Annotated in this window: 23 protein-coding genes; 10 read left to right on the top strand and 13 right to left on the bottom strand. The window is 60.0% G+C overall.

Features of this window, described 5'->3' with window-relative positions:
- The 5 genes from AC2FNN_RS17495 to AC2FNN_RS17475 all read left to right on the top strand — a co-directional run.
- On the top strand, window positions 1–1,318 hold a 1,318-nt coding region (locus AC2FNN_RS17495), incomplete at its 5' end, for a sulfoacetaldehyde acetyltransferase (RefSeq protein ID WP_496759773.1).
- Window positions 1,319–1,340: 22 nt separating this feature from the next.
- Window positions 1,341–2,348, top strand: coding sequence for a phosphate acetyltransferase (gene pta / locus AC2FNN_RS17490; protein WP_496759772.1), 1,008 nt, complete (start codon window positions 1,341–1,343; stop codon window positions 2,346–2,348).
- Window positions 2,349–2,438: 90 nt separating this feature from the next.
- Entirely contained in the window at window positions 2,439–5,258 is a 2,820-nt protein-coding gene (locus AC2FNN_RS17485; protein ID WP_496759771.1) for a molybdopterin oxidoreductase family protein, read from the top strand.
- 109 nt (window positions 5,259–5,367) lie between these two features.
- Window positions 5,368–6,117: a 4Fe-4S dicluster domain-containing protein gene (locus AC2FNN_RS17480; RefSeq protein ID WP_171172200.1), complete on the top strand. Its 750-nt coding sequence runs from the start codon at window positions 5,368–5,370 to the stop codon at window positions 6,115–6,117.
- Entirely contained in the window at window positions 6,117–6,989 is an 873-nt protein-coding gene (locus AC2FNN_RS17475) for a dimethyl sulfoxide reductase anchor subunit family protein (RefSeq protein ID WP_496759770.1), read from the top strand. The genes AC2FNN_RS17480 and AC2FNN_RS17475 overlap by 1 nt, the downstream gene beginning before the upstream one ends.
- Window positions 6,990–7,123: 134 nt before the next feature.
- Here the strand turns inward: AC2FNN_RS17475 and dapA are convergent, their stop codons facing one another.
- Entirely contained in the window at window positions 7,124–7,996 is an 873-nt protein-coding gene (gene dapA, locus AC2FNN_RS17470) for a 4-hydroxy-tetrahydrodipicolinate synthase (RefSeq protein WP_171617227.1), read from the bottom strand.
- A 134-nt stretch (window positions 7,997–8,130) separates the two neighbouring features.
- Here dapA and AC2FNN_RS17465 point away from each other — a divergent pair, with 134 nt between their 5' ends.
- A complete protein-coding gene (locus AC2FNN_RS17465) occupies window positions 8,131–10,104 on the top strand; it encodes a lytic transglycosylase domain-containing protein (protein ID WP_496759769.1) in 1,974 nt (657 codons plus the stop codon).
- Here the strand turns inward: AC2FNN_RS17465 and AC2FNN_RS17460 are convergent.
- A complete protein-coding gene (locus AC2FNN_RS17460) occupies window positions 10,078–10,947 on the bottom strand; it encodes a DMT family transporter (RefSeq protein WP_496759768.1) in 870 nt (289 codons plus the stop codon). The two genes, AC2FNN_RS17465 and AC2FNN_RS17460, sit on opposite strands and share 27 nt — an antisense overlap.
- Complete coding sequence (mnmC2, locus tag AC2FNN_RS17455) at window positions 10,944–11,609, bottom strand: tRNA (5-methylaminomethyl-2-thiouridine)(34)-methyltransferase MnmC2 (protein WP_496759767.1); 666 nt, start codon at window positions 11,607–11,609, stop codon at window positions 10,944–10,946. The genes AC2FNN_RS17460 and mnmC2 overlap by 4 nt, the downstream gene beginning before the upstream one ends.
- A 55-nt stretch (window positions 11,610–11,664) precedes the next feature.
- On the opposite strand from mnmC2, the gene AC2FNN_RS17450 reads away from it, so the two are divergent.
- Entirely contained in the window at window positions 11,665–12,699 is a 1,035-nt protein-coding gene (locus AC2FNN_RS17450) for an NAD(P)/FAD-dependent oxidoreductase (RefSeq protein ID WP_496759766.1), read from the top strand.
- Here the strand turns inward: AC2FNN_RS17450 and AC2FNN_RS17445 are convergent.
- The 4 genes from AC2FNN_RS17445 to AC2FNN_RS17430 all read right to left on the bottom strand — a co-directional run bounded on the left by AC2FNN_RS17445 (window position 12,691) and on the right by AC2FNN_RS17430 (window position 15,663).
- Window positions 12,691–13,482 (bottom strand): HTD2 family dehydratase, encoded by a 792-nt coding sequence (locus tag AC2FNN_RS17445; RefSeq protein ID WP_496759765.1) that lies wholly within the window; start codon window positions 13,480–13,482, stop codon window positions 12,691–12,693. The genes AC2FNN_RS17450 and AC2FNN_RS17445 overlap by 9 nt on opposite strands.
- Before the next feature lie 15 nt (window positions 13,483–13,497).
- Window positions 13,498–14,040, bottom strand: a complete 543-nt coding sequence (locus AC2FNN_RS17440; RefSeq protein ID WP_496759764.1) for an NADPH-dependent FMN reductase — start codon at window positions 14,038–14,040, stop codon at window positions 13,498–13,500.
- A gap of 132 nt (window positions 14,041–14,172) precedes the next feature.
- A complete protein-coding gene (locus AC2FNN_RS17435; RefSeq protein ID WP_496759763.1) occupies window positions 14,173–14,844 on the bottom strand; it encodes a YiaD family glycine zipper/OmpA-like lipoprotein in 672 nt (223 codons plus the stop codon).
- Window positions 14,845–14,970: 126 nt separating this feature from the next.
- A complete protein-coding gene (locus AC2FNN_RS17430; protein WP_496759762.1) occupies window positions 14,971–15,663 on the bottom strand; it encodes a helix-turn-helix transcriptional regulator in 693 nt (230 codons plus the stop codon).
- A gap of 106 nt (window positions 15,664–15,769) precedes the next feature.
- On the opposite strand from AC2FNN_RS17430, the gene AC2FNN_RS17425 reads away from it, so the two are divergent.
- Window positions 15,770–15,961, top strand: a complete 192-nt coding sequence (locus AC2FNN_RS17425) for a hypothetical protein (RefSeq protein WP_170345624.1) — start codon at window positions 15,770–15,772, stop codon at window positions 15,959–15,961.
- Window positions 15,962–15,963: 2 nt separating this feature from the next.
- Here AC2FNN_RS17425 and AC2FNN_RS17420 read toward each other — a convergent pair whose 3' ends face one another.
- A complete protein-coding gene (locus AC2FNN_RS17420) occupies window positions 15,964–16,611 on the bottom strand; it encodes an RluA family pseudouridine synthase (RefSeq protein WP_496759761.1) in 648 nt (215 codons plus the stop codon).
- 96 nt (window positions 16,612–16,707) lie between these two features.
- On the opposite strand from AC2FNN_RS17420, the gene AC2FNN_RS17415 reads away from it, so the two are divergent.
- A complete protein-coding gene (locus tag AC2FNN_RS17415; RefSeq protein ID WP_496759760.1) occupies window positions 16,708–17,118 on the top strand; it encodes a nuclear transport factor 2 family protein in 411 nt (136 codons plus the stop codon).
- 2 nt (window positions 17,119–17,120) lie between these two features.
- The gene (locus AC2FNN_RS17410) at window positions 17,121–17,831 is read left to right on the top strand and encodes an SGNH/GDSL hydrolase family protein (RefSeq protein ID WP_496759759.1); all 711 of its coding nucleotides are present in this window, start codon (window positions 17,121–17,123) and stop codon (window positions 17,829–17,831) included.
- On the opposite strand, the gene rarD is transcribed toward AC2FNN_RS17410, so the two are convergent.
- The 5 genes from rarD to AC2FNN_RS17385 all read right to left on the bottom strand — a co-directional run.
- Window positions 17,822–18,727: an EamA family transporter RarD gene (gene rarD / locus AC2FNN_RS17405; protein WP_496759758.1), complete on the bottom strand. Its 906-nt coding sequence runs from the start codon at window positions 18,725–18,727 to the stop codon at window positions 17,822–17,824. The two genes, AC2FNN_RS17410 and rarD, sit on opposite strands and share 10 nt — an antisense overlap.
- 262 nt (window positions 18,728–18,989) lie before the next feature.
- Window positions 18,990–21,443 carry a GcvT family protein gene (locus tag AC2FNN_RS17400; protein WP_496759757.1) on the bottom strand — a complete coding sequence of 818 codons (2,454 nt, stop codon included), beginning with the start codon at window positions 21,441–21,443 and terminating at the stop codon, window positions 18,990–18,992.
- A gap of 89 nt (window positions 21,444–21,532) precedes the next feature.
- On the bottom strand, window positions 21,533–22,510 hold the full coding sequence (locus AC2FNN_RS17395) for a GlxA family transcriptional regulator (RefSeq protein ID WP_496759756.1): 978 nt from the start codon (window positions 22,508–22,510) through the stop codon (window positions 21,533–21,535).
- A gap of 5 nt (window positions 22,511–22,515) precedes the next feature.
- Window positions 22,516–23,409, bottom strand: a complete 894-nt coding sequence (locus AC2FNN_RS17390; RefSeq protein ID WP_496759755.1) for a homocysteine S-methyltransferase family protein — start codon at window positions 23,407–23,409, stop codon at window positions 22,516–22,518.
- Between the two features lie 11 nt (window positions 23,410–23,420).
- A partial coding sequence (locus AC2FNN_RS17385) for a zinc-binding dehydrogenase (protein WP_496759754.1) occupies window positions 23,421–23,651 on the bottom strand: 231 nt, incomplete at its 5' end.

Raw genomic sequence — 23,651 nt, 5'->3', positions numbered from 1 at the left:
GGCGCAGCTGAACATCCCGCGTGACATGTGGACCCAGGTGATCGATATCGACCTGCCCGCCATCGTCGATTTCGAGCGCCCCTCGGGCGGCGAAACCGCCGTGGCGCAGGCTGCCGAGCTGCTGTCGAACGCCAAGAACCCGGTGATCCTGAACGGGGCCGGTGTGGTTCTGGCCGAAGGTGGCATTGAGGCCTCGAAGGCTCTAGCCGAACGTCTGGATGCGCCGGTCTGCGTCGGCTACCAGCACAATGACGCCTTCCCCGGCAGCCACCCGCTGTTTGCCGGTCCGCTGGGCTATAACGGTTCGAAAGCGGGGATGGAGCTGATCAGCGAGGCGGATGTTGTCCTGTGCCTCGGCACCCGTCTGAACCCGTTCTCGACCCTGCCGGGCTATGGCATCAACTACTGGCCCGCGGATGCCAAGATCATCCAGGTCGACATCAACCCTGACCGTATCGGCCTGACCAAAGCGGTCAGCGTCGGCATCATCGGCGACGCCGCCAAGGTGGCAAAGGGCATTCTGGCCCAGCTGAGCGACACCGCCGGTGACGAAGGCCGCAAGGAGCGCAAAGAGCGCATCGCGCAGAAGAAATCGGCCTGGGCGCAGGAACTGACCTCGATGACCCATGAGGATGACGATCCGGGCACCACCTGGAACCAGCGCGCCCGCGCGGCCAAGCCCGACTGGATGAGCCCGCGCATGGCGTGGCGCGCCATTCAGGCGGCGCTGCCGAAAGAGGCGATCATCAGTTCGGACATCGGCAACAACTGCGCCATCGGCAACGCCTATCCGTCGTTTGAAGAGGGTCGGAAATACCTGGCACCGGGCCTGTTCGGCCCCTGCGGCTATGGCCTGCCCGCCGTCGTTGGTGCCAAGATCGGCTGCCCGGATGTTCCGGTTGTGGGCTTTGCCGGCGACGGTGCCTTTGGCATCGCGGTGAACGAGTTGACCGCGATTGGCCGCGAGGAATGGCCCGCCGTGACCCAGATCGTGTTCCGCAACTATCAGTGGGGCGCGGAAAAGCGCAACTCGACCCTGTGGTTCGACGACAACTTCGTGGGCACCGAGCTGGACACCAAGGTGTCTTATGCCGGTATCGCGCAGGCCTGTGGCCTGAAAGGCATTGTCGCCCGCACCCAGGACGAGCTGACCGCGGCGCTGAACCAGGCGATCGAGGACCAGAAGAACGGCATCACCACGCTGATCGAGGCCCTGATCAACCAGGAGCTTGGCGAACCTTTCCGCCGCGACGCGATGAAAAAACCCGTCGCCGTCGCCGGAATCTCGGCCGACGACATGAAAGCTCAGGAAGCGTGATCAAAGGACGAGGCCACAGCGCATGACAATGACACCAATTGAACTGTTGCGTCAGAACGCCCCGGCCTCGCGCCCTGTGATTTCTTTATGCGAAGGCAGTGATCCCCGCGTTGTTGCGGGGGCGCTGGCCGCCCAACAGGCCGGACTGGCCGATGTCATTCTGGTCGGTCCACAAGCCGAGGTCGACGCCGCCCTCAAAAACCAGAACGCCGCTCGCTCTGACGGCGTCATGGTTCACGACCCGGCAACCTCGGACCTGACCGAAGAGTTTGCTCAAACCTATTTTGAACTGCGCCAACACAAGGGCGTCGATCCGGCCAAGGCCCGAGCCGCCGTTGAAACACCGCCGGTCTATGCCGCCATGCTGGTACGCAGCGGGCGGGCCACTGGAACCGTTGGTGGTGCCGTTCACACGACCGGAGACATTGTACGCGCGGCCATTCAGGTGATAGGCATGGCCCCTGATGCCGGAATGGTATCGTCCTTTTTCCTGATGTACCCGCCGGAAAACGCTCTGCCCGGAGCGCGGGCGATGCTCTATTCGGACTGCGGCCTGGTCATCGATCCCAGCGCTGACGAGTTGAGCAAAATTGCCGTCGCCTCGGCCAGATCGGCGCGAGCACTGCTGCGGGTTGACCCCAAGATCGCCATGCTCAGCTTTTCGACCAAGGGCAGCGCAAAGCATCCCGATGTCGACAAGGTGATCGAGGCCACTGAAACACTGCGCCAAAGTTCCCCGGATCTTGAGGTCGACGGCGAGCTTCAGTTCGACGCGGCCTTCGTGCCCTCGGTCGGGGATCGCAAATCGCCCGGATCTTCGGTCGCCGGTCAGGCCAACGTGATGATCTTTCCCAATCTCGACGCGGGCAATATCGGCTACAAGATCACACAACGACTGGGGGGTTACACCGCGATCGGCCCGGTTCTGCAGGGGCTGGCCCGACCCGCCAACGATCTTTCCCGCGGATGCAGCGCCGAAGATGTGACTCAGATGATCGCCGTGACGGCACTGCAAGCTATCAGGGAATAAAACTCAGAACTCGCGTCGTTTTCAGAACGATGTTCTCAAATCGGAAGGAAAGTGAAACAATCCTCCCGATATAACCGACAGGACCCGCCAATGACCCATCAGCAGCCGATCCTTGAAACGTCTCCGAAAGTTTCGGACGAGGTCCGCAAAACCACCTGTTATATGTGCGCCTGCCGCTGCGGCATCAACGTTCACATGAAAGATGGCAAGGTTGCCTATATCGAAGGAAACCGGGACCACCCGGTCAACAAGGGTGTTTTGTGCGCCAAGGGCTCTGCCGGGATCATGCAGGTCAACGCCCCCTCTCGCCTGCGCAAACCGCTGAAGCGTGTCGGCCCACGCGGCTCGGGTGAATTTCGCGAAATCGAGTGGGACGAGGCGCTCAGCACTGCCGTTGGCTGGCTGAACGAGCTGCATGAAACCGCACCGCAGAAGCTGGCCTTTTTCACTGGCCGCGACCAGAGCCAGAGCTTCACCAGTTTCTGGGCCCAGAATTTCGGCACTCCGAACTACGCAGCCCACGGCGGCTTCTGCTCGGTCAATATGGCGGCCGGTGGCATTTACACCATGGGCGGCGCGTTTTGGGAGTTTGGGCAACCTGACTGGGATCACACGAAACTGTTCATGCTGTTCGGCGTGGCCGAGGATCATGACAGCAACCCAATAAAAATGGGGATCGGCAAGATCAAGGCGCGCGGCGCACGGGTGATCGGAGTGAATCCGATCCGGTCGGGCTATAACGCTGTTGCCGATGACTGGGTCGGCATCACACCCGGAACAGACGGGCTGTTCATTTTGTCGCTGATCCACGTCCTGATGAAAGCGGGCAAGATCGATCTGGATTACCTGAGCCGCTATACCAATGCACCGGTTCTGGTGAATGCAAGCGAGGGTGCGGAAAAGGGCCTGTTCTTGCGCGACGAGGACGGCAAGCCGCTGGTGATCGACCGCCTGACCGGAGAACCGACGGCTTTCGACAAGCCCGGCGTGCGCCCGGACTTGTCGGCGACCTATGACAAGAACGGTGTAACGCACCGTCCCGTTTTCCACCTGATGGCCGAGAAATACCTCAGCGACGAACACGCGCCCGAGGCGGTGGCCGATCGCTGCGGTATCCCCGCCAAACGTATCCGGGCCATTGCCGCCGAAATCGCCAGGGTCGCTTTTGACGAAGCGATCGAACTGGATCAGGAATGGGTTGATTTTCGGGGTGAAAAGCACTCGACGATGATTGGTCGTCCCGTCAGCTTCCATGCCATGCGGGGCATTTCGGCCCATGCCAACGGATTCCAGACCTGCCGCGCTCTGCACGTGCTTCAGATCCTGCTGGGAACAGTCGAGGTGCCGGGCGGTTTCCGCTTCAAGCCACCCTACCCCAAGCCGGTCGAAGCGCACCCGACGCCCCATGGCGACCGGCGTCCGGGACGCCCGCTGAACGGCCCGCATCTGGGCTTTCCACGAGGTCCCGAAGACCTGCTGCTGGATGACTGCGGTACGCCGCAACGCATCGACAAGGCATTCACCTGGGAAAACCCGATGTCCGCCCACGGGTTGATGCATATGGTGATTTCGAACGCGGCTGCCGGTGATCCCTACAAGATCGACACGCTGTTCATGTATATGGCGAACATGTCGTGGAACTCCTCCATGAACACCAAAGGTGTTATGGAGATGCTGACGGCCAAGGCCGAAGACGGCAGTTACGTCATCCCGCGCATCATCTACTCCGATGCCTATTCTTCGGAAATGGTGGCCTATGCCGACCTGATCCTGCCCGACACCACCTATCTCGAGCGGCACGACTGTATCTCTCTGCTCGATCGCCCGATCTGCGAGGCCGACGCCGCAGCAGATTCCATTCGCTGGCCGGTGGTCGAACCCGACCGCGACGTGCGTGGCTTCCAATCGGTTCTGATCGAGCTGGCCAACCGCATGAGCCTGCCGGGCTTCACGAATGAAGACGGCAGCCCAAAGTGGAAAGACTACGCGGATTACATCGTCAACCATGAACGACGCCCCGGCATCGGCCCGCTGGCCGGCTTCCGGGGTCCGGACGGCGACAAGGAAGGTCGCGGCGAGGCCAATCCGGATCAGCTGAACCGGTATATCGAGAACGGCGGATTTTATGTGGCGCATATCCCGGAAGGCGCGGATTATTACAAGCCTTGGAACACCGCCTATCAGGACTGGGCCGTCGGGATGGGCATCTATGACAGCCCTCAACCCTATCTGTTCCAGCTTTATTCCGAACCGATGCGCCGTTTTCAGCTGGCTGCAGAAGGTCACGGAGACCGCCAGCCGCCCGAGCACCTGCGCCAGCGCATCAAGGACACCATGGATCCGCTGCCGATCTGGTACGAAACCGACCAGCAGGGCAATGAAGGCTTCACCGTCAACGCCCTGACCCAGCGCCCAATGGCCATGTATCACAGCTGGGGCACACAGAACGCGTGGCTGCGCCAGTTGCACGGGCAAAACCCGCTTTATGTCCCGACCAAACTGATGCGGGAACACAACCTGCAAGACGGAGACTGGGCAAAAGTCAGCTCCCCCCACGGTGAGATCACCGTACCTGTGATGGAGATGGCCGCGCTGAACGACAACACGGTCTGGACATGGAACGCCATCGGCAAACGCAAGGGCGCCTGGGCCTTGCAGGACGTCGCGCCAGAAGCGACCAAAGGTTTCCTGCTCAATCATCTGATTCACGAATTGCTGCCGTCCAAAGATGATGGAATGCGCTGGGCCAACTCGGACCCGATCACAGGTCAGGCGGCATGGTTCGACCTGAAGGTCAAAATCGAAAAAGCCGACGCACCTGCCGATGCGCAAAGCCAGCCGAATTTCGACCCGATCAAATCTCCTGTCGGAACCGGCCCTGAGAATCTGGCCTGGAAGGTGGGCAAATGACCCGGATCCGCACTTCATCTGGCCAAAAATATCCCGGGGGTGAATTGAGCCGCAGGCTCAAGAGGGGGCTGGCCCCCTCACCCGCCCTCCACAGCAGAGGTTCACTGACATGACCCAGCTACCAAACTCGACTGACCGCAAGATGGGCCTGGTCATCGACCTGGACACCTGTGTCGGCTGCCACGCCTGCGTTATTTCCTGCAAAGGCTGGAACACGGAAAATTACGGGGCCCCTCTTTCGGATCAGGACGCCTACGGTGCAAACCCTTCCGGTACCTTTCTTAACCGCGTGCATTCCTACGAAGTGCAGCCTGCCGACGGGCATGCCCAGCTGATCCACTTCCCGAAATCCTGCCTGCATTGCGAAGACGCGCCCTGCGTCACCGTTTGCCCCACCGGCGCCAGCTACAAACGGGTCGAGGATGGCATCGTCCTGGTCAATGAAAGCGATTGCATCGGATGCGGCCTGTGCGCCTGGTCCTGCCCCTACGGTGCGCGGGAACTGGATGTGGCCGAAGGCGTGATGAAGAAATGCACACTTTGCGTGGACCGCATCTACAACGAAAACCTCCCCGAGGTCGACCGTATCCCCTCCTGTGTTCGCACCTGCCCTGCGGGCGCAAGGCACTTTGGCGATCTGGGCGATCCTGACAGCGATGTCAGCCAGCTGGTTGCAGAACGGGGTGGCATGGATCTGATGCCGGAAATGGGCACCAAACCCGTCAACAAATACCTCCCCCCGCGGCCCAAGGACACCGTAGAGGACCAGATCGACATTCTGGCCCCCCTGCTGGCACCCATCGCTGACGAGCCCAAAGGGTTCCTTGGCTGGCTCGACAAGACGCTGGAGAAACTCTGATGCATCCCGCACCCTCCGTCATTCTGTTCACCACCCTGTCCGGTCTGGGATTTGGACTGCTGTTCTTTCTTGGCCTGGGGTTTCCGGCTGTCTCGGGTTGGGTGGCTTTTGTGTTCTTCGCCATTGCCTATGGTCTGGCCGTCGGCGGGCTTTTGGCTTCGACCTTCCATCTCGGCCATCCGGAACGGGCCTTGAAGGCCTTCACTCAATGGAAAACCAGCTGGCTCAGCCGTGAAGGTTGGTGTGCCGTACTCGCGCTGGTCATCATGGGACTCTATGCGATTGGCGTGGTGTTTCTGGGCCAACGCTGGGGTTTTCTGGGCTGGATCGGCGCAGGGTTGTCGCTGGCCACAGTGTTCACGACGTCGATGATCTACACACAGCTCAAGACCATCCCACGCTGGAACATGAACCTGACACCTGCCATGTTCCTCAGCTTCAGCCTGGCCGGTGGTGCCTTGCTGGCAGGTCAGACAAGCGCCGCTCTGCCGCTGCTGCTGATCGCGGCACTGGTGCAGATACTGTACTGGCGCAAAGGGGATCAGGCGTTTGCGTCATCGGGAACGGATCTGGGAACAGCCACCGGGCTTGGCGCACGCGGATCCGTCCGCGCCTTCGAGCCGCCCCATACCGGCACCAATTATCTGCTGCGAGAGTTTGTTCACGTTGTGGGTCGCAAACACGCCGAAAAACTGCGGCTGATCTCGTTCGTTCTGGCATTCGTGCTGCCGGTTCTGCTGTTGTTGTTGCCGTTCAATCACGTCTTCGCCCTGCTGGCCGTGGCCTCGCATCTGGCAGGCGTTGCAACGTCGCGCTGGCTGTTCTTTGCGCAGGCCGAACATGTCGTGGGGCTGTATTACGGCAAACGCTGAGGGGGCTCTGCCCCCGCCGCGGCAAGCCGCGACTCCCCCGGGATATTTTTAGCCAGATGAAGTCTGGATACATCGAAAAGAAAGGGCGGCGCTCAAGGTTCGAGGCCGCCCTTCGTCGTGTTCTGAAATACCTGTCAGATCAGGCCGGCATGGGCCATTGCGGCCTCGATTGCATCCTTGGTGCTGTCTTCCAGCTCGGTCAGGGGTGAGCGCACTTCGGTGCTGCAAAGGCCCAGTTTGCTGAGTGCATATTTGGCACCCACAAGGCCCGGCTCGATAAAGATCGCCTCATGCAGCGGCATCAGTTTGTCCTGATACTCCAACGCTTTTGCATAATCCCCGGCCAGCGTGGCCTGCTGGAATTCAGCGCAGAGCCTTGGCGCCACGTTTGCGGTGACCGAGATGCAGCCAACCCCACCATGCGCGTTGAAGCCAAGTGCGGTGGCGTCCTCGCCGGACAGTTGGCAGAAATCTGCGCCACAGGCAGCGCGCTGCTGGCTGACACGGGCCAGGTCGCCCGTTGCATCCTTGACCCCGACGATACGGGGAAGCTTGGCCAGTTCACCCATTGTGGCAGGCGTCATATCAATGACTGAGCGGCCCGGAATGTTGTAGATGATGATCGGGATATCCGCGGCCGCATGCAGCGCCTCGAAATGCGCGATCAGGCCGCGCTGAGTCGGTTTGTTGTAATACGGCGTGACGACCAGCGCCGCATCCGCCCCGACTTTTTCCGCGAATTGAACGAAGCGGACAGCTTCGACCGTGTTGTTCGACCCGGCACCGGCAATGACCGGAACGCGGCCCGCAGCGGTTTTGACGACCTCTTCGATCACCGTTTCATGCTCTTCGTGGCTGAGCGTCGGGCTTTCGCCGGTGGTTCCGACAGGCACCAGCCCGGTCGAGCCTTCGGATATCTGCCAATCCACCAGATGTTTGAGCGTTTTCAGGTCCAACTCGCCGTTGTTGAACGGGGTGACGAGGGCTGGCATCGAGCCTTTGAACATGACACGCTCCTTCAAGGTGCATTTTGCGTTTTTTGCGCCGCGGTCCCTCACGTTTCCAGCTTTGTGAGTTGATCCCGGCGACGCACGGTTTATCCTCACAGGCTCTATCCTCGGTTGGTTGGGAAATGCAAGGGATGACACGCTTTCTGGCACTGTTGACTGCCGTGATTCTGTATTCGGTGACTGCGACGCATTCAGCGCGGGCAGATGCTGCGACTGATTTGCGCGCCGGGCTTGACGAAATGCGCAAAGGCGACTGGAACGCAGCGTTGCGCGTATCCGGCCAGCGAGGTTCCGTATCGCGCGATATCATCGTCTGGCACTGGCTGCGCGAGGGCTTCGGCAGCTCTGGCGACGTATTGGTGTTTCTCGAACGTCGGCCGGATTGGCCCGGGCTGGCGTGGTTGCGCCGCAAGAGCGAGCCCGTTTTCACCGGCGCCGATCCCGACAGGGTTCTGAAATTCTATGCCGGCATGCCGCCTCAGACGGCAGAGGGCGCGTTGAACTATGCCGTCGCCCTGAAAGCCAAGGGACGCATCGGTGAGGCGGAGGCTGACATTGTGACCGCTTGGCGCACCATGCCAATGGGTGCGGGCCTGCAAAAAAGTTATCTGGAGAACTTCGCCGAACTTCTGAAACCGCATCACACGGCGCGGTTGGACAGAATGTTGTGGGACGGTCATCTTGTAAGCGCCGGGCAGATGTTGCCTTTGGTCGGTTCAGACGAACGTAAACTGGCCGAAGCGCGCATAGCATTGCAGAAACGCCAACCCGGTGTGGACACCAAGGTGGCAGCAGTTCCCAAGTCTCTGGCTGATGCGCCCGGTCTGGCCTTCGACCGTTTTGTCTGGCGCGACAAGAAAGAGCTGGATGACAGCGCGATTGATCTGATGCTAGCACGCTCTACCGGGCCTGACGCCCTGGGTGAGCCTGACAAATGGGCCGAGGGGCGGCGCCGTCTGGCGCGGCTTGAGATGCGATCAGGCCGTGCGGCGCGCGCCTATGACGTGGCCGCCAATCATCACATGACCCCCGAAATGGGTTACGGCTATGCCGATCTTGAATGGCTGGCCGGTTTTCTGGCGCTTCGCAAACTGAATGATCCTGCCACCGCCGTTCGCCATTTCCAGAACTTTTCGGACGCTGTTAAATCTCCGATCTCGAAAGGCCGTGGTGGCTATTGGCTTGGGCGCGCTTACGCGGCATTGGGTGACGCGGACAAAGCGTATGACGCCTATGCGATGGGGGCCGACTATCAGACCTCATTCTACGGTCTGTTGGCCGCAGAACGGATCGGACGACCGTTTGATGCAGAACTGGCCAATCCGCGTCGCGCACCGCATTGGCGGCAGGCGGAGTTTGCCGATTCCAGCGTTTTGGAGGCCGGTTTGCTGTTGCTGAAAGCCGGGGAAGCAAACCTGTCCGAACGGTTCCTGACCCATCTGGTCGAACACCTTGATCCAGTGCAGGCCAATCAATTGGGCGATCTGGTAATCGAACTGAAACAGCCGCATCTGGCCGTGATGATCGCCAAACGGGCGGCGACCACGGGCACCGTTCTACCCGCAGCCTATTACCCGGTCCATCCGGTGGCAGATATGCGATTGCCGATGGCCAAGGAAATGACATTGGCCATCGCGCGCCGCGAAAGCGAGTTCGACCCGGTCGTCGTCAGCGGTGCGGGCGCGCGCGGCCTGATGCAGGTAATGCCCGCCACGGCCAAGCTGGTCGCGGGCGAGCTGGGCATTCTCAGCGGCCATCAGACGGGACGATTGACCACGGACTGGCAATACAACGCAAAGCTTGGGGCCAACTATCTTTCCGGTCTGGCAGCCGATTTCAACGGCAACGTGGTGATGATGGCGGCGGGGTATAATGCGGGGCCAAAACGCCCGATCTCGTGGATGGAACGCTATGGTGATCCGCGCACAGGCGAGGTCGATATCGTCGACTGGATCGAGACGATCCCGTTCAACGAAACGCGAAACTACGTGATGCGCGTGACCGAAAGCCTGCCGGTCTATCGTGCCCGCCTGGGGCAACCCGCCCTTCCGGTTCCTTTCTCGCAGGAGCTGATCGGATCATCTCTGGCGGCGTTCGCGCCATAAGGTGAACAGGCCTGCGGCCACGACGATGGTTGCGCCCGCCACGACTTCGGGGCGCAACGTTTCGCCAAAGATCGAAATACCCAGAATCGCGCTCCAGACCAGGTGGAAATACGCAAAGGGTTGAACCGCACTGGCTTCGGCCATCTCATAGCACTTGATCAGCAGCCAGTGCCCGAACACCCCACTGACGCAAAGCAGCGCCATCCAGAGCCAGTCGCCGCGCGCCATCGGTTCCCAGAACCACATGCCAAACACGGTCATCGCCACGGCACCGGCGACACCGGTCCAGAAAAAGCTGGTCGCCGCGCTGTCCTGACGGGCGACATATCGCGTCAAAAGACCGTAGATCGCAAACAGCAATGCAGAAATCAAAGGTATGACAGCCCATGGGTTGAAGACCCCGGCGCCCGGTTGCAGGATGATCAGAACGCCGATGCAGCCAACACCGATCGCGGCCCATCGCCGCCATCCGACCTTTTCGCCCAGCACCGGCCCGCTCAGCGCGGCGACAAGCAAAGGATAGCAGATGAAAACCGCCATACTGTCGATCAGGCCAAGGACCGTAAAGCCGAACACCGCAATGCAGATCTCGGCCGCCAGCAACAAGCCCCGCACGATCTGCAAACCCAACTGATTTGTCTTTGTGGCCGCCTTCAGCCCACCGGGGGCTCGTGCGGCCAGAGCGATAACGAATGCCGCAAAGAACCAATAGCGGATCATAACCACCATGTAGGTGTTGTAGGTTCCGGCCAGATGGCGTGAGATACCGTCCTGCAAGGCAAAGACAATCGTCGCACCCACCATCAATGCAATGCCCGCGCCTACATTGTTCTTCTGGGTCATGGTTTGTGTGCCCGTGTCATGTGCCGCTTGCGTCCAAAGCCGGGCGTGCGGGTTACGTTGAAACCGGCACTCTCAAGCCCCCGGCGCACAAAACCCGCGGCCGTATACGTGGCAGCTGTACCGCCTGTAACAGTGTGGCTTGCCACGTCCTGCATCAGGTCCGCGCCCCACAATTCAGGGTTCTTGGCTGGTGAAAACCCGTCAAGAAACCAGGCATCTGCCATTCCGTCCCAGTTCGGCAATGTCCTGCGCGCATCGCCGATCACCACCTCAAACCGAAGCGAATCCAACATGCATGTGCGCCCTGTCCAATGCACCAGAAACCGGCTTATCCACGGATGCAGTTCAGGAAAGGCCCCAAGCGCGCGCTGCATGTCTTCCGGCGCCATAGGAAAGGCTTCGAAACTGGTAAAGCGCAATGGCCCTTGCTGGCCGGATGCCTCCCATTCTGACCAGGCGGTCAGCAGGTTCAGGCCGGTGCCGAAACCCAACTCGGCAATGTGAAACCCTGGCGCAAACCGCGCAGGCAAGTCATTTCCCGCCAGAAACACATGGCGCGTCTCTTCCAGCCCGTTCTGCAAGGAGTAATATGGGTCGTCGAAGCGATCCGAGACCGGTATCTGATCTTCGGTCCACGTCAATTCGGCACGCTGGTCTGCCATTGGGGAATCCTGTAGCTAAGCGGCGCGACACTGAACAAGGAAAAGGGAATTGGCAATGGTCGATTTGACGGTTCGCGGCGCAGGAATTTTCGGCCTGTCCATCGCCTGGATTTGCGCGCGACGCGGCGCGAAAGTGCAGGTTGTTGATCCGTCCGGTCCCGGCGCCGGGTCCAGCGGAGGTCTGGTCGGCGCATTGGCCCCGCATGTGCCGGAAAACTGGAACGCCAAGAAAGCATTTCAGTTTGACAGTCTGATCATGGCTGAACCGTTCTGGCGACAGATCGAAGACACCGGCGGGGTTTCCCCAGGCTATGGCCGTCTGGGCCGTCTTCAACCGATCCCGGACGCGCGTGTTCTGGAATTGGCCCGCCAACGCGAAGGCACCGCAGATGAGCTTTGGCAAGGCCGCGCGGAATGGCGTGTCGTCACCACGGCGCAAGCGGGTTCTTGGTGCCCGCCCAGCCCCACAGGCTTTGTCATCCGGGATACACTGACGGCACGAATGCACCCCCGGCGGGCCTGTGCCGCGCTGGTCGCAGCCCTGGAAGTCATGGGCGTCCACGTATTCAGTGAAGCCGAGGACAAGGGGCAGGTCATCCACGCCACGGGCGTTGCAGGATTGCAGGAACTGAACGAAGCCTACGGCAAGACCGTCGGGAATGGTGTCAAAGGGCAGGCCGCCCTGTTGCGCTTCGACGCCGGAGAAGTGCCGCAATTGTTCGCCGACACGATTCACATTGTCCCACATGCAGACGGAACGCTTGCGATCGGATCGACCTCGGAACGGGATTATGAAGACCCGACCAGCACCGACGAAGCTCTGGACGACGTGATAGACCGCGCCACGCGCGTCCTGCCCCTGTTGCACGGGGCCGAGGTGATCGAACGTTGGGCCGGTGTGCGCCCGCGCAGCAAAAGCCGTGCGCCGATGCTGGGCACCCATCCCCTGCATCAAGGGCAGTTCATTGCCAATGGCGGATTCAAAATCGGTTTCGGCATGGCCCCCAAAATCGCCGAGGTCATGGCCGATCTCATGCTGGAAGACCAGGATACAATCCCAGATGAGTTCCGGCCCGAAGCCTCATTGTGACTGCGCGACGGCTTGCATGCATTGCCGCCCGTCAGGGCCGCGCACCCACATGTTTTCACCCCTCCGGCACAACTGGGCCGTTTCGAAATGCATCAATGGCGAAGTCGCGCGGAACGAAAACGAGGCGAGCGAACCACTCAGGTCAACCGCGAACAACATCAGAAGCTGCGCCAGAAGCGGCCCATGCACGACCAGCCCGCCATATCCTTCCACATCGCGCGCATAGTCCAGATCATAGTGAATACGGTGGCCATTGAAGGTCAGGGCCGAGTAGCGGAACAACAACGTTGAATCGAACCCGACTTCGCGGCAATCGGTTTCATCGGTGCGCGCTCTGGGCGGTTGGGGCATTTCAGCATCCGGCGCGGGATCTTCGCGATAGACGAGATCCTGCCACTCTGTCACGCGCAGCTGACCGTTCTGCCAGATTTCGTGCCGCAAAGTGACAAAACCCAACGGGCCGGACCGCCCCACCTTGGCGCTTTGATTTTCAAGAACCGATTTCTTTTCGGCGGTGATCCCTGCGACCAGAGGAGCGTGAAAGGTCAACCGCCCTCCGGCCCACATTCTGCGCGGCAACCCCATATCCGGGATCAGGCCCCCAACCTTGGGATGCCCATCCCGGCCCAATGCGGCAGCCTGTTGCGGGGTCCAGAAATAAAGCTGATGGAAGAAGGGCGGCAATTCCGAACCACTGGCGATCGTCGGCACTTCGCCCAACGCCACCTGAAACGCGGCCGCGCGGGCCGGATCCAACAGATCGGTCTGCCGCTCTTGCGTCATTTGCCTGACCCGCGTTCAGAAACCGGCCTCGGCCCGGAGTTTCTGCATCAAATCATGCAAAGACTTTTCGTACCGATCCGAACGCAGCTTTCCCTGATCGTCGAATTCGTTCGAACTGTTCGCCAGATGGATTTCGGGCCCTTGCAGGATGCGCGGCTGAAATGGAACCATACAGGCCCGCAGGATCATCTGCGCCCGTTCCCCGCCTGCACGACCAGCGGCCGCCGACATGACCGCAACCGGTTTGTCGGCCCATGGATTGCCTTTCGTACGGCTGACCCAGTCCAGCGCGTTCTTCAGAACACCTGATGGACCCTTGTTGTACTCAGGTGTCGAAATGATCACCGCATCGGCTTGTGCGATCTGATTGGCCAGCGTCTGAACCGCCTCGGGAATCCCTTCATTGTCTTCCAGATCACCATCGTAGAGGGGCAGGTTCAAATCCGCTTCGACAAAGCTCGCCGGATCGAACAACCGTGCCGCCTCGCGCAGAAGCTTACGGTTGGTCGCGTTCTGGCGCAGGGACCCGGACAGGCCAAGAAGAGTCGGTTGGGACATCGGGAAAGCTCCGTTTCTGTGTTTGGCGCAAGTTAGACCGAGATCACCCTGACCCAAACCCCATATGACGCACAGTCATTGCGCAAACTGAACCGCCCATTGGGCGGCCCCGCTGTTCACGCCGTGCAGCGGTTACGCATTTCCGCTGGGTACCACGACAATCTCGACACGCCGGTTTTGCGATTTTCCTTCGGGCGTCAGGTTGGACGCGACAGGGTTGTTTTCACCTTGTCCGATCGTACGAATGCGGTTGTAGCTTACACCATTGGCCTGAAGGATATCGGCCACGGCATTCGCGCGACGCTCTGACAGGCCCTGATTGTAGGTTGCGTCTCCGTCGCTGTCAGTGTGCCCGATGATCTGCACGTTCGAATTCGGGTAGTTGACCAAGTTCTGGCCCACTTTCACCAGATCAGACCGCAACGCCGGGCGCACGGTCGAACTGTCGGTGTCAAAGGTGATGTCATTCGGGACCGTCACAATCAGGCGATCGCCTGCGTTGACGATTGTAATTCCGTCATTCGCCAGCTGTTGGCGCAGCTCCGCAGCCTGCTTGTCCAGTTGACTGCCGATTACACCGCCCCCGGCAGCACCGATTGCAGCACCAGCCAGCGCACCCAGACCCGGGTTCGAATTATTGGCAATCGCCCCGATACCAGCACCGACCAGACCACCCAGAACGGCGCCCTGTTTGGCGTTCTGGTTCGGATCATTTTGTACTGTCAGCGTGCCCGGGTCGGTACAGGCCGCCAACACAAGGGCTGAACACAAGCCTGTGGCCACGAAAAACTTGGAAATCGTCATAATATCACCTTCTGCTCCAGCACCCGTTACTCGGGTGTGCGTCGTTTTCCTCAGTATATCACTGCGCAGGCTTGGCGGCTCAAGCAACAATGCGGTGAAGTCGGCGAATACCCGCCAAACACGTATTCAAACCGTTTCAACGAACGCTTCTGATTTCTGCTGTTCCTGCCAGAGGTCACGCAACGATCTGCTCTGTCCTGAGAAGCTTTCTTCTGTGCTTTCACTGGACCAGATACGGTCGGTGCGGAAATGGCGAAACCCGTTGCGCAGTTCGCACCAGCCTGCCAGCATCGTGCATTCGATATGATAGATCAGCGCCACAGGGCGCACGACCCGAATCGTGCGTTCGCCTGCGCCATCTTCATAGGTGATACAGATTTTCCGTTCTGCCCTGATGGCTTCGCGGTAATGCGCGATCGAAACGCAACCCTTGTTTGGGTCATCCGCCGGGGCACCCCATGGGGCAACCTGCAACCAGTCCGCTGGGCAATGCAATGCGTCGATCTTCTGGCATATCCGGCTGGCGGCCCTTTGCAGGTGACTGTCGCCGGTACGCGCAAGAAGGGACAGGCCAACCCACAAGGCCTCAACTTCTTCTGCATCGAAATTGAGCGGCGGTAAATCATAGCCGCGCCGCATCACGTACCCGATGCCGGCCTCTCCTTCGATGGGTGTCCGTTGCGCCTGCAACTCGGCAATATCCCGATAGACCGTGCGCACGGACACCTCCAACCTTGCGGCCAGGGCTTCTGCCGTGACCGGAGCGCCCGCAGCCCGCAGGATCTGGATGATTTCAAACAATCGGGTCGAACGGCGCATTGCATCCTCCTGTCAACATGCTGACACCCTAGCACACCCCACTGACAAGAGGGTGTCAGGAGTGATGGGCCAGATTGGAATGGCATCGAAAATAGGAGCACGAAAAATGCCATACCTCGACACTCATGTCATGATGACACTCAGGCTGGGGCAGTGGTCTCAGGACCATACTCTGCGCGCCTTCGAGATCGAGCGCGAAATCGCCATGGCCCGGCAGTGCAAGCAGCCCGTTTCAAAGAAACGATCCAGACGTTTTTCGCTGGGAAATCTGAAGATGCTCTGGACCAGCACGGCCTGAGATCAGAACTCGGGCCGGGCCCGAAACTTCATCGAAACCCCACCTTCCGGGTGTTTCAGGCGCAGCTCTTCTGAATGCAGCATCAATCTGGGGAAGTCCAGCGCATCGCCTGTCGCATAGAATGGATCGCCCAGGATCGGATGGCCCAGCGCCTGCATATGAACGCGCAGTTGATGGGACCGGCCCGTTTTGGGAAACAGACGCACACGCGTCGTATCGCCTTCGGTTTTCACGACACGCCAGTCCGTCACGGCAGGTTTGCCCGTCGCATGACAAACCATCTGTCTGGGCCGGTTGGGCCAGTCCACGATCAGAGGCAGGTCAACGGTACCGGTCTTGGGCTCCAGCTGCCCCCAGACACGGGCGATATAGGTTTTGCGGGTCTGACGCTGCTCAAATTGCATGCTCAGGTTGCGCTGTGCGTGCGGCGTTTGGGCAAAGATCATGACACCGGACGTGTCCCGGTCCAGCCGGTGCACCAGCAGCGCTTGTGGAAATGCTTCCTGCACCCGGGTCAACAGACAATCTGACAGATTCGTGCCCCGCCCCGGAACCGAAAGCAAGCCCGAAGGTTTGTTCACCACGATCAATTGTGCATCTTCATGCAACACATCCAGCGGGGTTTGGGGGGGGTCATAGGTTTCGCTCATGCAGGGTGCCTATCCCAGCTCGTGACCTCCCGCAACGTCGTCCTTGCATGCCTGCCCATGTTCGGGGACCTTCTTTCCAAAAGCGGAGGAAATGCCATGCACCCGACAATTGAACGCATGCAAGAGGTTGTCGCAAAGGGCGACGAGGCCTTGATCCATCAGCTCCTGGCCGAAGATGTGCAGTTCCTTCCGCCCACATACTACAGCACCTGGACAGGGCGCGCACCGGTCGCTGCCGTTCTGGGGCATGTCGGGCATGTGTTTTCAGATTTTCGATATCGGCGCGTCATGGGCGCCGGGAAAGACTGGGCGTTGGAGTTTCAATGCAAAGTCGGTGATCTGGATGGTATCGGCGTGGATCTTGTTACGTTGAATGACGACGGGTTGATCCAGATTTTCGAGGTCGTCATGCGCCCCTACAAAACGGTCGGTGCCTTGCGCGAAGCCATGATGGCGCGGGTCATGACAGACGCTCGTTTTCTGGAATTCAAAAACGCGCTGAGCTGACGATGCCTCGTTCCCTAGCTGCCGATCAAATTTTACGGGTTCCGTTGCTTCCGGTGCTTGCCACGCAGGGGCTATCGGTGCGAAGGAACGCGCAGTTGCTGCCGGAACCGACTGGCCCGCGCGAAGGCCGCACAGGGCGCGGGCCGCGTCTGCGGCTTTTGATCACCGGTGACAGCTCGGCAGCCGGAGTGGGCGCAGGCACGCAGGATCAGGCGTTATCCGGTCATCTGGTCAACCGTCTGGCCGGCCACTATGCGGTCGAATGGCGGCTGGAAGCGACAACCGGGCACACCACCCAGGACACGATTGACCGCCTGTCGCAAATGGACAGCGAATTCGATGCTGTTGTTACGGCACTCGGAGTCAATGATGTCACCCGAGCCGTAACACGCCAGCAATTTGCACGCCGCCAGACCCGCCTTATCCGCTTGCTTTCAGAAAACCTGGGGGCTCGTCGCATCGTCGTAACCGCAGTCCCGCAGATGAACAGGTTTCCGGCCCTGCCCCAGCCGCTGGCCTGGGTGCTTGGATGCCAGGCCGCCCGCCTGGATCAGGGGTTGCAAGAGGTTGCCGCTGCCTGTCCGCATGTTCAACACCTGCCCCTCGATCTGCCGGACGACCCGGCATTGGCTGCACCGGATGGCTATCATCCCAGCCCCCGGGCGTATGCGCTTTGGGCGGATGCAGCCGCGCGTCTGTTGCTTCAGGCCTGACCGCGCGCCTGCCGGATCATAGGGATCGAGTAAACGACCAGAGCCGCCCAGATCAGTGGGAATGCGATCATCCGGCCCGTGTCTATCTTCTCGCCGAACAGGGTTATTGCTGTAATGAAGATCATGGTCGGCGCGATGTATTGCAGGATGCCCATCGTGGACAGGCGCACCAGTTTGGCGCCGTTTGCATAGACCAGCAATGGCACCGCCGTCACAACCCCTGCACAGGACAACAACAAGGTGTCCGACATCGAGACACCGAAATGGCCAGTGCCCCGCACACCCAGAAAGGTGACATAGACCAGTGCCGGAATCAAAAGGATCAGGACCTCAAGCAGGAAACCCTGGTTCGGCCCAATCGGCAGCGAGCGCTTGAAGAACGCGTAGAATCCCCAGCTGATCATCAACCCAAGAGCCGCCCAAGGCAAACGACCGGCTTCCACCACAAGTACCACCACACCCAGCGCGGCCAACCCGACCGCGAACAATTGTGTCCGTGTCAGGGGTTCCCTCAACAGGATTGCCCCCAGCGCGATGCTGAATAGAGGGTTGATGTAATAACCCAACGCCGCATCCAATGCGTTGCCCGTGGAAATGGCCCATATGTAAATCGCCCAGTTCACGGAAATAAGCGCCGCGGTCAAAGCGGCCATGCCCAACATCTTCGGGTTGCCAAGCGCGGCCTTCAGATCCCGGGTTCGGCCCAGGACAACCAGCAACAACCCGGCCACAGGCACTGACCAGATAACACGGTGCGCCACAACCTCGACCGCGCCCATATGATCCAGCGCTTTCATGTACAGAGGCAAGAACCCCCACAGGACATAGGCCGTGACTGCCAGCGCAAGCCCTTTTGGTGTGTCCGTGTTCTGTGAAGGTAGAAGCGTGTCTGCCACATCGGGTCTCCGGTTGATACCGGTTCGGTTTAAGACAGAAACGAACGGGTTGAAAACTCTGAAAACGGTGAAGTGTCACATAACGATGTTTGATGAGTTGTCAGACAAGGCTTTTCAGGTGGGGTCTGAAATGCGAGGCTCTGCCTCGCGCTCCGGGATATTTAGGGCCAGATGAACAAGGAACCCGCTCTTCATCTGGCCGAAAATATCCCGGGGGAGTCGCCGAAGGCGGCGGGGGCAGAGCCCCCACCGAACCCCGTGGTCACACCTTTACCCGTTCGGATTTCGGATCATACATCGGCTTGAGCGACGCCTCGGCATTGACCTTCACGCCACACACGTCGATCTCGTAGCTCGAGGCCAGAACGTCCGCAGCCTTTTCCCCCTCGCAAGGCACATAGCCCATGCCAATCGCGCCTCCCAGCGTGTGGCCATAGTTGCCCGAGCTGAGATAGCCCACATACTCACCATCGCGGATGATCGGTTCATTGTGGAACAGCAGCGGCTCGGGATCGGTCAGGCGGAATTGCACCAGGCGCGATTTCGGGCCGCTTTCCTTGCGCGCAATCACCGCGTCGCGGCCGATGAAGTCGCAGCCCTTGTCCACCTTGACGGCAAAGCCCAGCCCGGCGTCCACCACGTGATCCTCGCAGGTGATGTCATGGCCGAAATGGCGGAAACCCTTTTCGATCCGGCAGCTGTCCATCATGTGCATGCCACACAGCTTCAGCCCCATGTCCTGCCCCGCCTCGTGCATCGTTTCAAAGACATGGCCCGCCATGTCAGAGGATACATAGATCTCCCAACCCAGCTCGCCCACATAGGTGACGCGATGGGCGCGGGCGAGGCCCATGCCGATCTCGATCTCCTGAGCGGTGCCGAACGGGTTCACCGCGTTCGAGAAATCGTTGGGCGAGACTTTCTCCAACAAGGCCCGCGCATTCGGACCCATCACTGCCAGAACGCCTTCACCCGCCGTGACATCGGTGATGACCACGTTGAAATTGCCCGAATGACGCATCATCCACGTTTGGTCCGCCAGACGTGTCGCCGCCGGGGTGACCACCAGATAGGCGGTCTCGGAAAGGCGGGTAACGGTGACATCCGCCTCGATTCCGCCGGAACGGTTCAGAAACTGGGTATAGACGATCTTGCCATTTGGCACCGCGTAATCGCCACCACCGATATAGTTCATGAACTTTTCGGCATCGGGGCCCTCGACCCGGATCTTGCCGAAGGAGGACATGTCATACATGCCCACGTTCTCGCGCACCGCGCGGTGTTCGGCGGCCGAGTTCTCGAACCAGTTCTGCCGCTTCCAGCTGTAGTTGTATTCGCGTTCCTGCCCTTCGTTGGCGAACCAGTTGGCGCGCTCCCACCCGGCCAGTTCGCCGAACACAGCACCGTGTTCATTTAGGTGGTGGTGGAATGGCGTCCGGCGCAAGCCGCGCGCCGTGGCCTTTTGCCGATAGGGGTAGTGATCGGCATAGAGCAGGCCCAGCGTTTCCTTGGACCGTTCGAACAGATAGGTCTTGTTGCCCTGGAAGGGCTGCATCCGGCTGATATCCACATCGCCCAGATCAAAGGGTTTTTCACCTGTGTCCATCCATTCGGCCAGCGCCATGCCCGCGCCGCCCGCCGACTGGATCCCGATCGAGTTGAAGCCGGCGGCGACCCAGACATTGTCCATCTCGGGCGCAAGGCCAAGGTGATAGGCGTCGTCGGGCGTGAAGCTCTCGGGGCCGTTAAAGAAGGTGTGGATGCCCGCCTCGGCCAGCATCGGCATGCGGTTGCAGGCGGCCTCGAGGATCGGTTCGAAATGGTCGAAATCCTCGGGCAGCTGATCAAACTCGAAACTGTCGGGAATACCATCCATCGCCCAGGGCTTGGCGTTGGGTTCGAAAGCGCCCAGCAGGATCTTGCCAGCGTCCTCCTTGTAATAGGCGCATTCATCCGGCACCCGCAGAACCGGCAACTGGGTCAGGCCGTCGATGTTTTCGGTCACGATATAGAAGTGTTCGCAGGCATGCAGTGGCACGTTCACGCCGGCCATTCGGCCAACCTCGTGACCCCACATGCCGGCGCAGTTCACCACCATGTCGCATTCGATATGGCCCGAGGCGCTGCCGTCATCGGCCACCCAGTCCACGCCGGTCACGCTGCGGCCCTGTTTGACGATATCGGTGACCTTCACCCGCTCCTTGACGATGGCGCCGCGCTGGCGGGCGCCCTTGGCCAGAGCCAGCGCGATGTTGGCCGGATCACCCTGCCCGTCCAGCGGCAGATAAACCGCACCTTTGACGCCTTCGAGATTGATATGCGGATACAGCTCCTGCACGCGCTCATTCGAGATTTCTTCGACCTCGACACCAAACGCCCGCGCCATCGCAGCCTGACGAAAGATTTCCTCTTTGCGTTCCTCGCTCAGGGCCACGGTGATCGACCCGCAGCGCTTGAAGCCCGTGGCGACGCCGGTTTCCTCTTCCAGCGAGCCATACAGCTCCTGACTGTACTTCGCCAGCTTGGTCATGTTTGCGGTGGCGCGCAGCTGCGCAATCAGACCCGCCGCATGCCAGGTGGTGCCACTGGTCAGCTGCTTTCGCTCAAGCAACACGACGTCTTTCCAACCCTTCTTGGTCAAATGATAAGCGACCGAGCATCCGATGACGCCACCGCCGATGATGACCACTCGGGCCTTGCTGGGAAGATCAACCATCCTGAAATCTCCGCTGTGTCAGGTTTGGCATAGATTGCCATGAAAGATCGACAGCAAATGCATCAAAAGCGTCACAGAATCCGCAGTTTTCACCGATGTGATGCGGCTCGCTTTTGCCGGCGTACGACAAAGGGCGTGACCCCGAAGAAGCTTTTGTACACGGACGAAAAACCGTTCGGAAAACCACAGGCCAATCCAATTTCGCGTACGCTCATCGTGGTGTTCAGCAACAGGTTATTTGCCTTGGCCAGCCGCATTTCCCGGTAGAATCCGTTGGGAGTGGTTCCAAAAAAGGTTTTGAACTTACGCTCGAGGGACCGGTTCGACAGGTGCAGCGATTCGACGATCTGATTGATCGGCAGGGGGTCTTCGATATTGGCCTGCATAAGCTTTATGCACTGATCCAGCTTCGAATCGCCGGTCGCCGTCAACTTGGCCCCCGAGAATGGTTGCATCGACGCGAAATCGCGGATGTTCTCATGCAGCATGATGTCGGCCACGGTCATCTTCGCAGGCCCCGAGATATGGCGCCCGATCACCGCCAAGGCAACATCCGTTGTGGCCTCCATCCCGGCACATGTCACAACCGCGCCCTGTTCGGTTGCGATCGACAGCTTGGCTTCGAACCGGGCACCGCGTTCGCGCAGGAACGATGCGTTTTCCCAATGGGTTGCCAGGTCGGCCGTTCCCTGCTCGTCGATATAGCGGCTGGCGGCTTCGGCTAGCAGGAACACCTTGGCGTCCCGGAAGGTATAGTCCGACACCACCCGCCCCAACGACAAGTCCGGATGGTCCGGATCTGAATTGCCGATTACGAACAGGTAATCCGCCCTTGGCTGTGACGGCACCGCTTCTGTTTGAACCACGGCGTCACTGCTGCTGGCAACCGGGCCACCTTTGAGCGAGCGATAGGCGAAAGTGAACGGAGGGCTTGGGCAGACGCGGTTGGCCAGCCTCAACACCTCAACCAGGGACGCCAGCTCCAACAGCACGAAGCCCGGCGCTACAAGGATGTCGAAATGCCGGATGGCCTGTTTTGGAACGTCCGAAGTAGATTTTGCCGCCATTTTCTTCAAACGATGTTATGACCGGCGACCCGCAACCGGTTCGCCAGTTCTTCGATATGATCCGGCCCGATTTCGCAGCACCCGCCAACAATCGTTGCCCCTTGATCGATCCACCGCATCACCTGATCCGCATAAGCCCTGGGGCCAAGGTCATGCCGTTCTTGCAGGGTATCCACGGTCGGCGCATCCTGAAGGAAGTCATCCGAAATATGCGTGAAGCCATTGGCGTAGGCCCCGTAAGGCCGGTTCATGCCGGACAGAACCTCCAGCGCCGCCGGGATCGCCTCGGGGCACGAACAGTTGATCAACACGGCATCGGGCGAAAACTCCTCCACCAACGGAGCAATGTCCGCCAACGGTTCGCCGGACCTGAGAAGGCTGCCATCGTCATCATTGACCGACAGGGACAGCCAAACCGGTTTTCCGCACCCGGCTGTGCCACGCAATGCGCCCTCGGCCTCTTGCACCGAGGATACGGTTTCGATCAAAAACAGATCGACCCGCGCGGCCATCATGGCCACAAGTTCGGCGAACTTTTCAGCCGCATCCGCAGGGTCCGGGTTAAGGTCGGGACGATATGATGCGAGCAATGGTCCCAGTGCACCCGCAATCCGCCCCCCGGTTTCCGCGCGGGCATATTCGGCCTGCGTCAGGGCAGTGTCGATCAGGGTGGGCATCTGATCCTCCATCCCCACCCGCACCAGACGAGAGCGATGCACGGCATAAGTATTGGTTGTCGCGACCGTCGCACCCCGGTTGAAATAGTCGCGGTGCACTTCCGCGACCAAATCGGGGTGATCGATCATCACGCGCGTCGACCACAGCGGTGTCGCCCGGTCGCCACTGCGTTTTACCAGTTCCTGCCCGATAGAGCCGTCCAAAAGGGTGATATCTGCCATGTCATTACTCCTCAGGGCACCAATACCAGTTTTCCCGGAAGAGTCTTCGACTGAAAGTCAGCCTGAGCAATGCCAATATCCTTCAACGGATAGGTCCGGGAAACCAGTGGCTTAATCCGTCCGGTATTCACCAATTCCACAAGACGGGCAAAGACTTCGGGTGCCTGGTGCGTGCACCCATGTATGGTAATGTCGCGCAGATATATGTCCCGCAGATCAGCTTCGACAATCGGGCCTGCTAT

Source organism: Ruegeria sp. BHSA118 (assembly GCF_059613405.1).
The sequence above is the reverse complement of the archived record's forward strand: the minus strand, read 5'-3'. Positions and strand labels throughout refer to the sequence as shown.

Excerpts from the sequence above, each read along its gene's own strand:
- pta (WP_496759772.1), top strand. The coding sequence starts at position 1,341 with ATGACAATGACACCAATTGAACTGTTGCGTCAGAACGCCCCGGCCTCG.
- AC2FNN_RS17485 (WP_496759771.1), top strand. The coding sequence starts at position 2,439 with ATGACCCATCAGCAGCCGATCCTTGAAACGTCTCCGAAAGTTTCGGAC.
- AC2FNN_RS17480 (WP_171172200.1), top strand. The coding sequence starts at position 5,368 with ATGACCCAGCTACCAAACTCGACTGACCGCAAGATGGGCCTGGTCATC.
- AC2FNN_RS17475 (WP_496759770.1), top strand. The coding sequence starts at position 6,117 with ATGCATCCCGCACCCTCCGTCATTCTGTTCACCACCCTGTCCGGTCTG.
- dapA (WP_171617227.1), bottom strand. The coding sequence starts at position 7,996 with ATGTTCAAAGGCTCGATGCCAGCCCTCGTCACCCCGTTCAACAACGGC.
- AC2FNN_RS17465 (WP_496759769.1), top strand. The coding sequence starts at position 8,131 with ATGACACGCTTTCTGGCACTGTTGACTGCCGTGATTCTGTATTCGGTG.
- AC2FNN_RS17460 (WP_496759768.1), bottom strand. The coding sequence starts at position 10,947 with ATGACCCAGAAGAACAATGTAGGCGCGGGCATTGCATTGATGGTGGGT.
- mnmC2 (WP_496759767.1), bottom strand. The coding sequence starts at position 11,609 with ATGGCAGACCAGCGTGCCGAATTGACGTGGACCGAAGATCAGATACCG.
- AC2FNN_RS17450 (WP_496759766.1), top strand. The coding sequence starts at position 11,665 with ATGGTCGATTTGACGGTTCGCGGCGCAGGAATTTTCGGCCTGTCCATC.
- AC2FNN_RS17445 (WP_496759765.1), bottom strand. The coding sequence starts at position 13,482 with ATGACGCAAGAGCGGCAGACCGATCTGTTGGATCCGGCCCGCGCGGCC.
- AC2FNN_RS17440 (WP_496759764.1), bottom strand. The coding sequence starts at position 14,040 with ATGTCCCAACCGACTCTTCTTGGCCTGTCCGGGTCCCTGCGCCAGAAC.
- AC2FNN_RS17435 (WP_496759763.1), bottom strand. The coding sequence starts at position 14,844 with ATGACGATTTCCAAGTTTTTCGTGGCCACAGGCTTGTGTTCAGCCCTT.
- AC2FNN_RS17430 (WP_496759762.1), bottom strand. The coding sequence starts at position 15,663 with ATGCGCCGTTCGACCCGATTGTTTGAAATCATCCAGATCCTGCGGGCT.
- AC2FNN_RS17425 (WP_170345624.1), top strand. The coding sequence starts at position 15,770 with ATGCCATACCTCGACACTCATGTCATGATGACACTCAGGCTGGGGCAG.
- AC2FNN_RS17420 (WP_496759761.1), bottom strand. The coding sequence starts at position 16,611 with ATGAGCGAAACCTATGACCCCCCCCAAACCCCGCTGGATGTGTTGCAT.
- AC2FNN_RS17415 (WP_496759760.1), top strand. The coding sequence starts at position 16,708 with ATGCACCCGACAATTGAACGCATGCAAGAGGTTGTCGCAAAGGGCGAC.
- AC2FNN_RS17410 (WP_496759759.1), top strand. The coding sequence starts at position 17,121 with ATGCCTCGTTCCCTAGCTGCCGATCAAATTTTACGGGTTCCGTTGCTT.
- AC2FNN_RS17400 (WP_496759757.1), bottom strand. The coding sequence starts at position 21,443 with ATGGTTGATCTTCCCAGCAAGGCCCGAGTGGTCATCATCGGCGGTGGC.
- AC2FNN_RS17395 (WP_496759756.1), bottom strand. The coding sequence starts at position 22,510 with ATGGCGGCAAAATCTACTTCGGACGTTCCAAAACAGGCCATCCGGCAT.
- AC2FNN_RS17390 (WP_496759755.1), bottom strand. The coding sequence starts at position 23,409 with ATGGCAGATATCACCCTTTTGGACGGCTCTATCGGGCAGGAACTGGTA.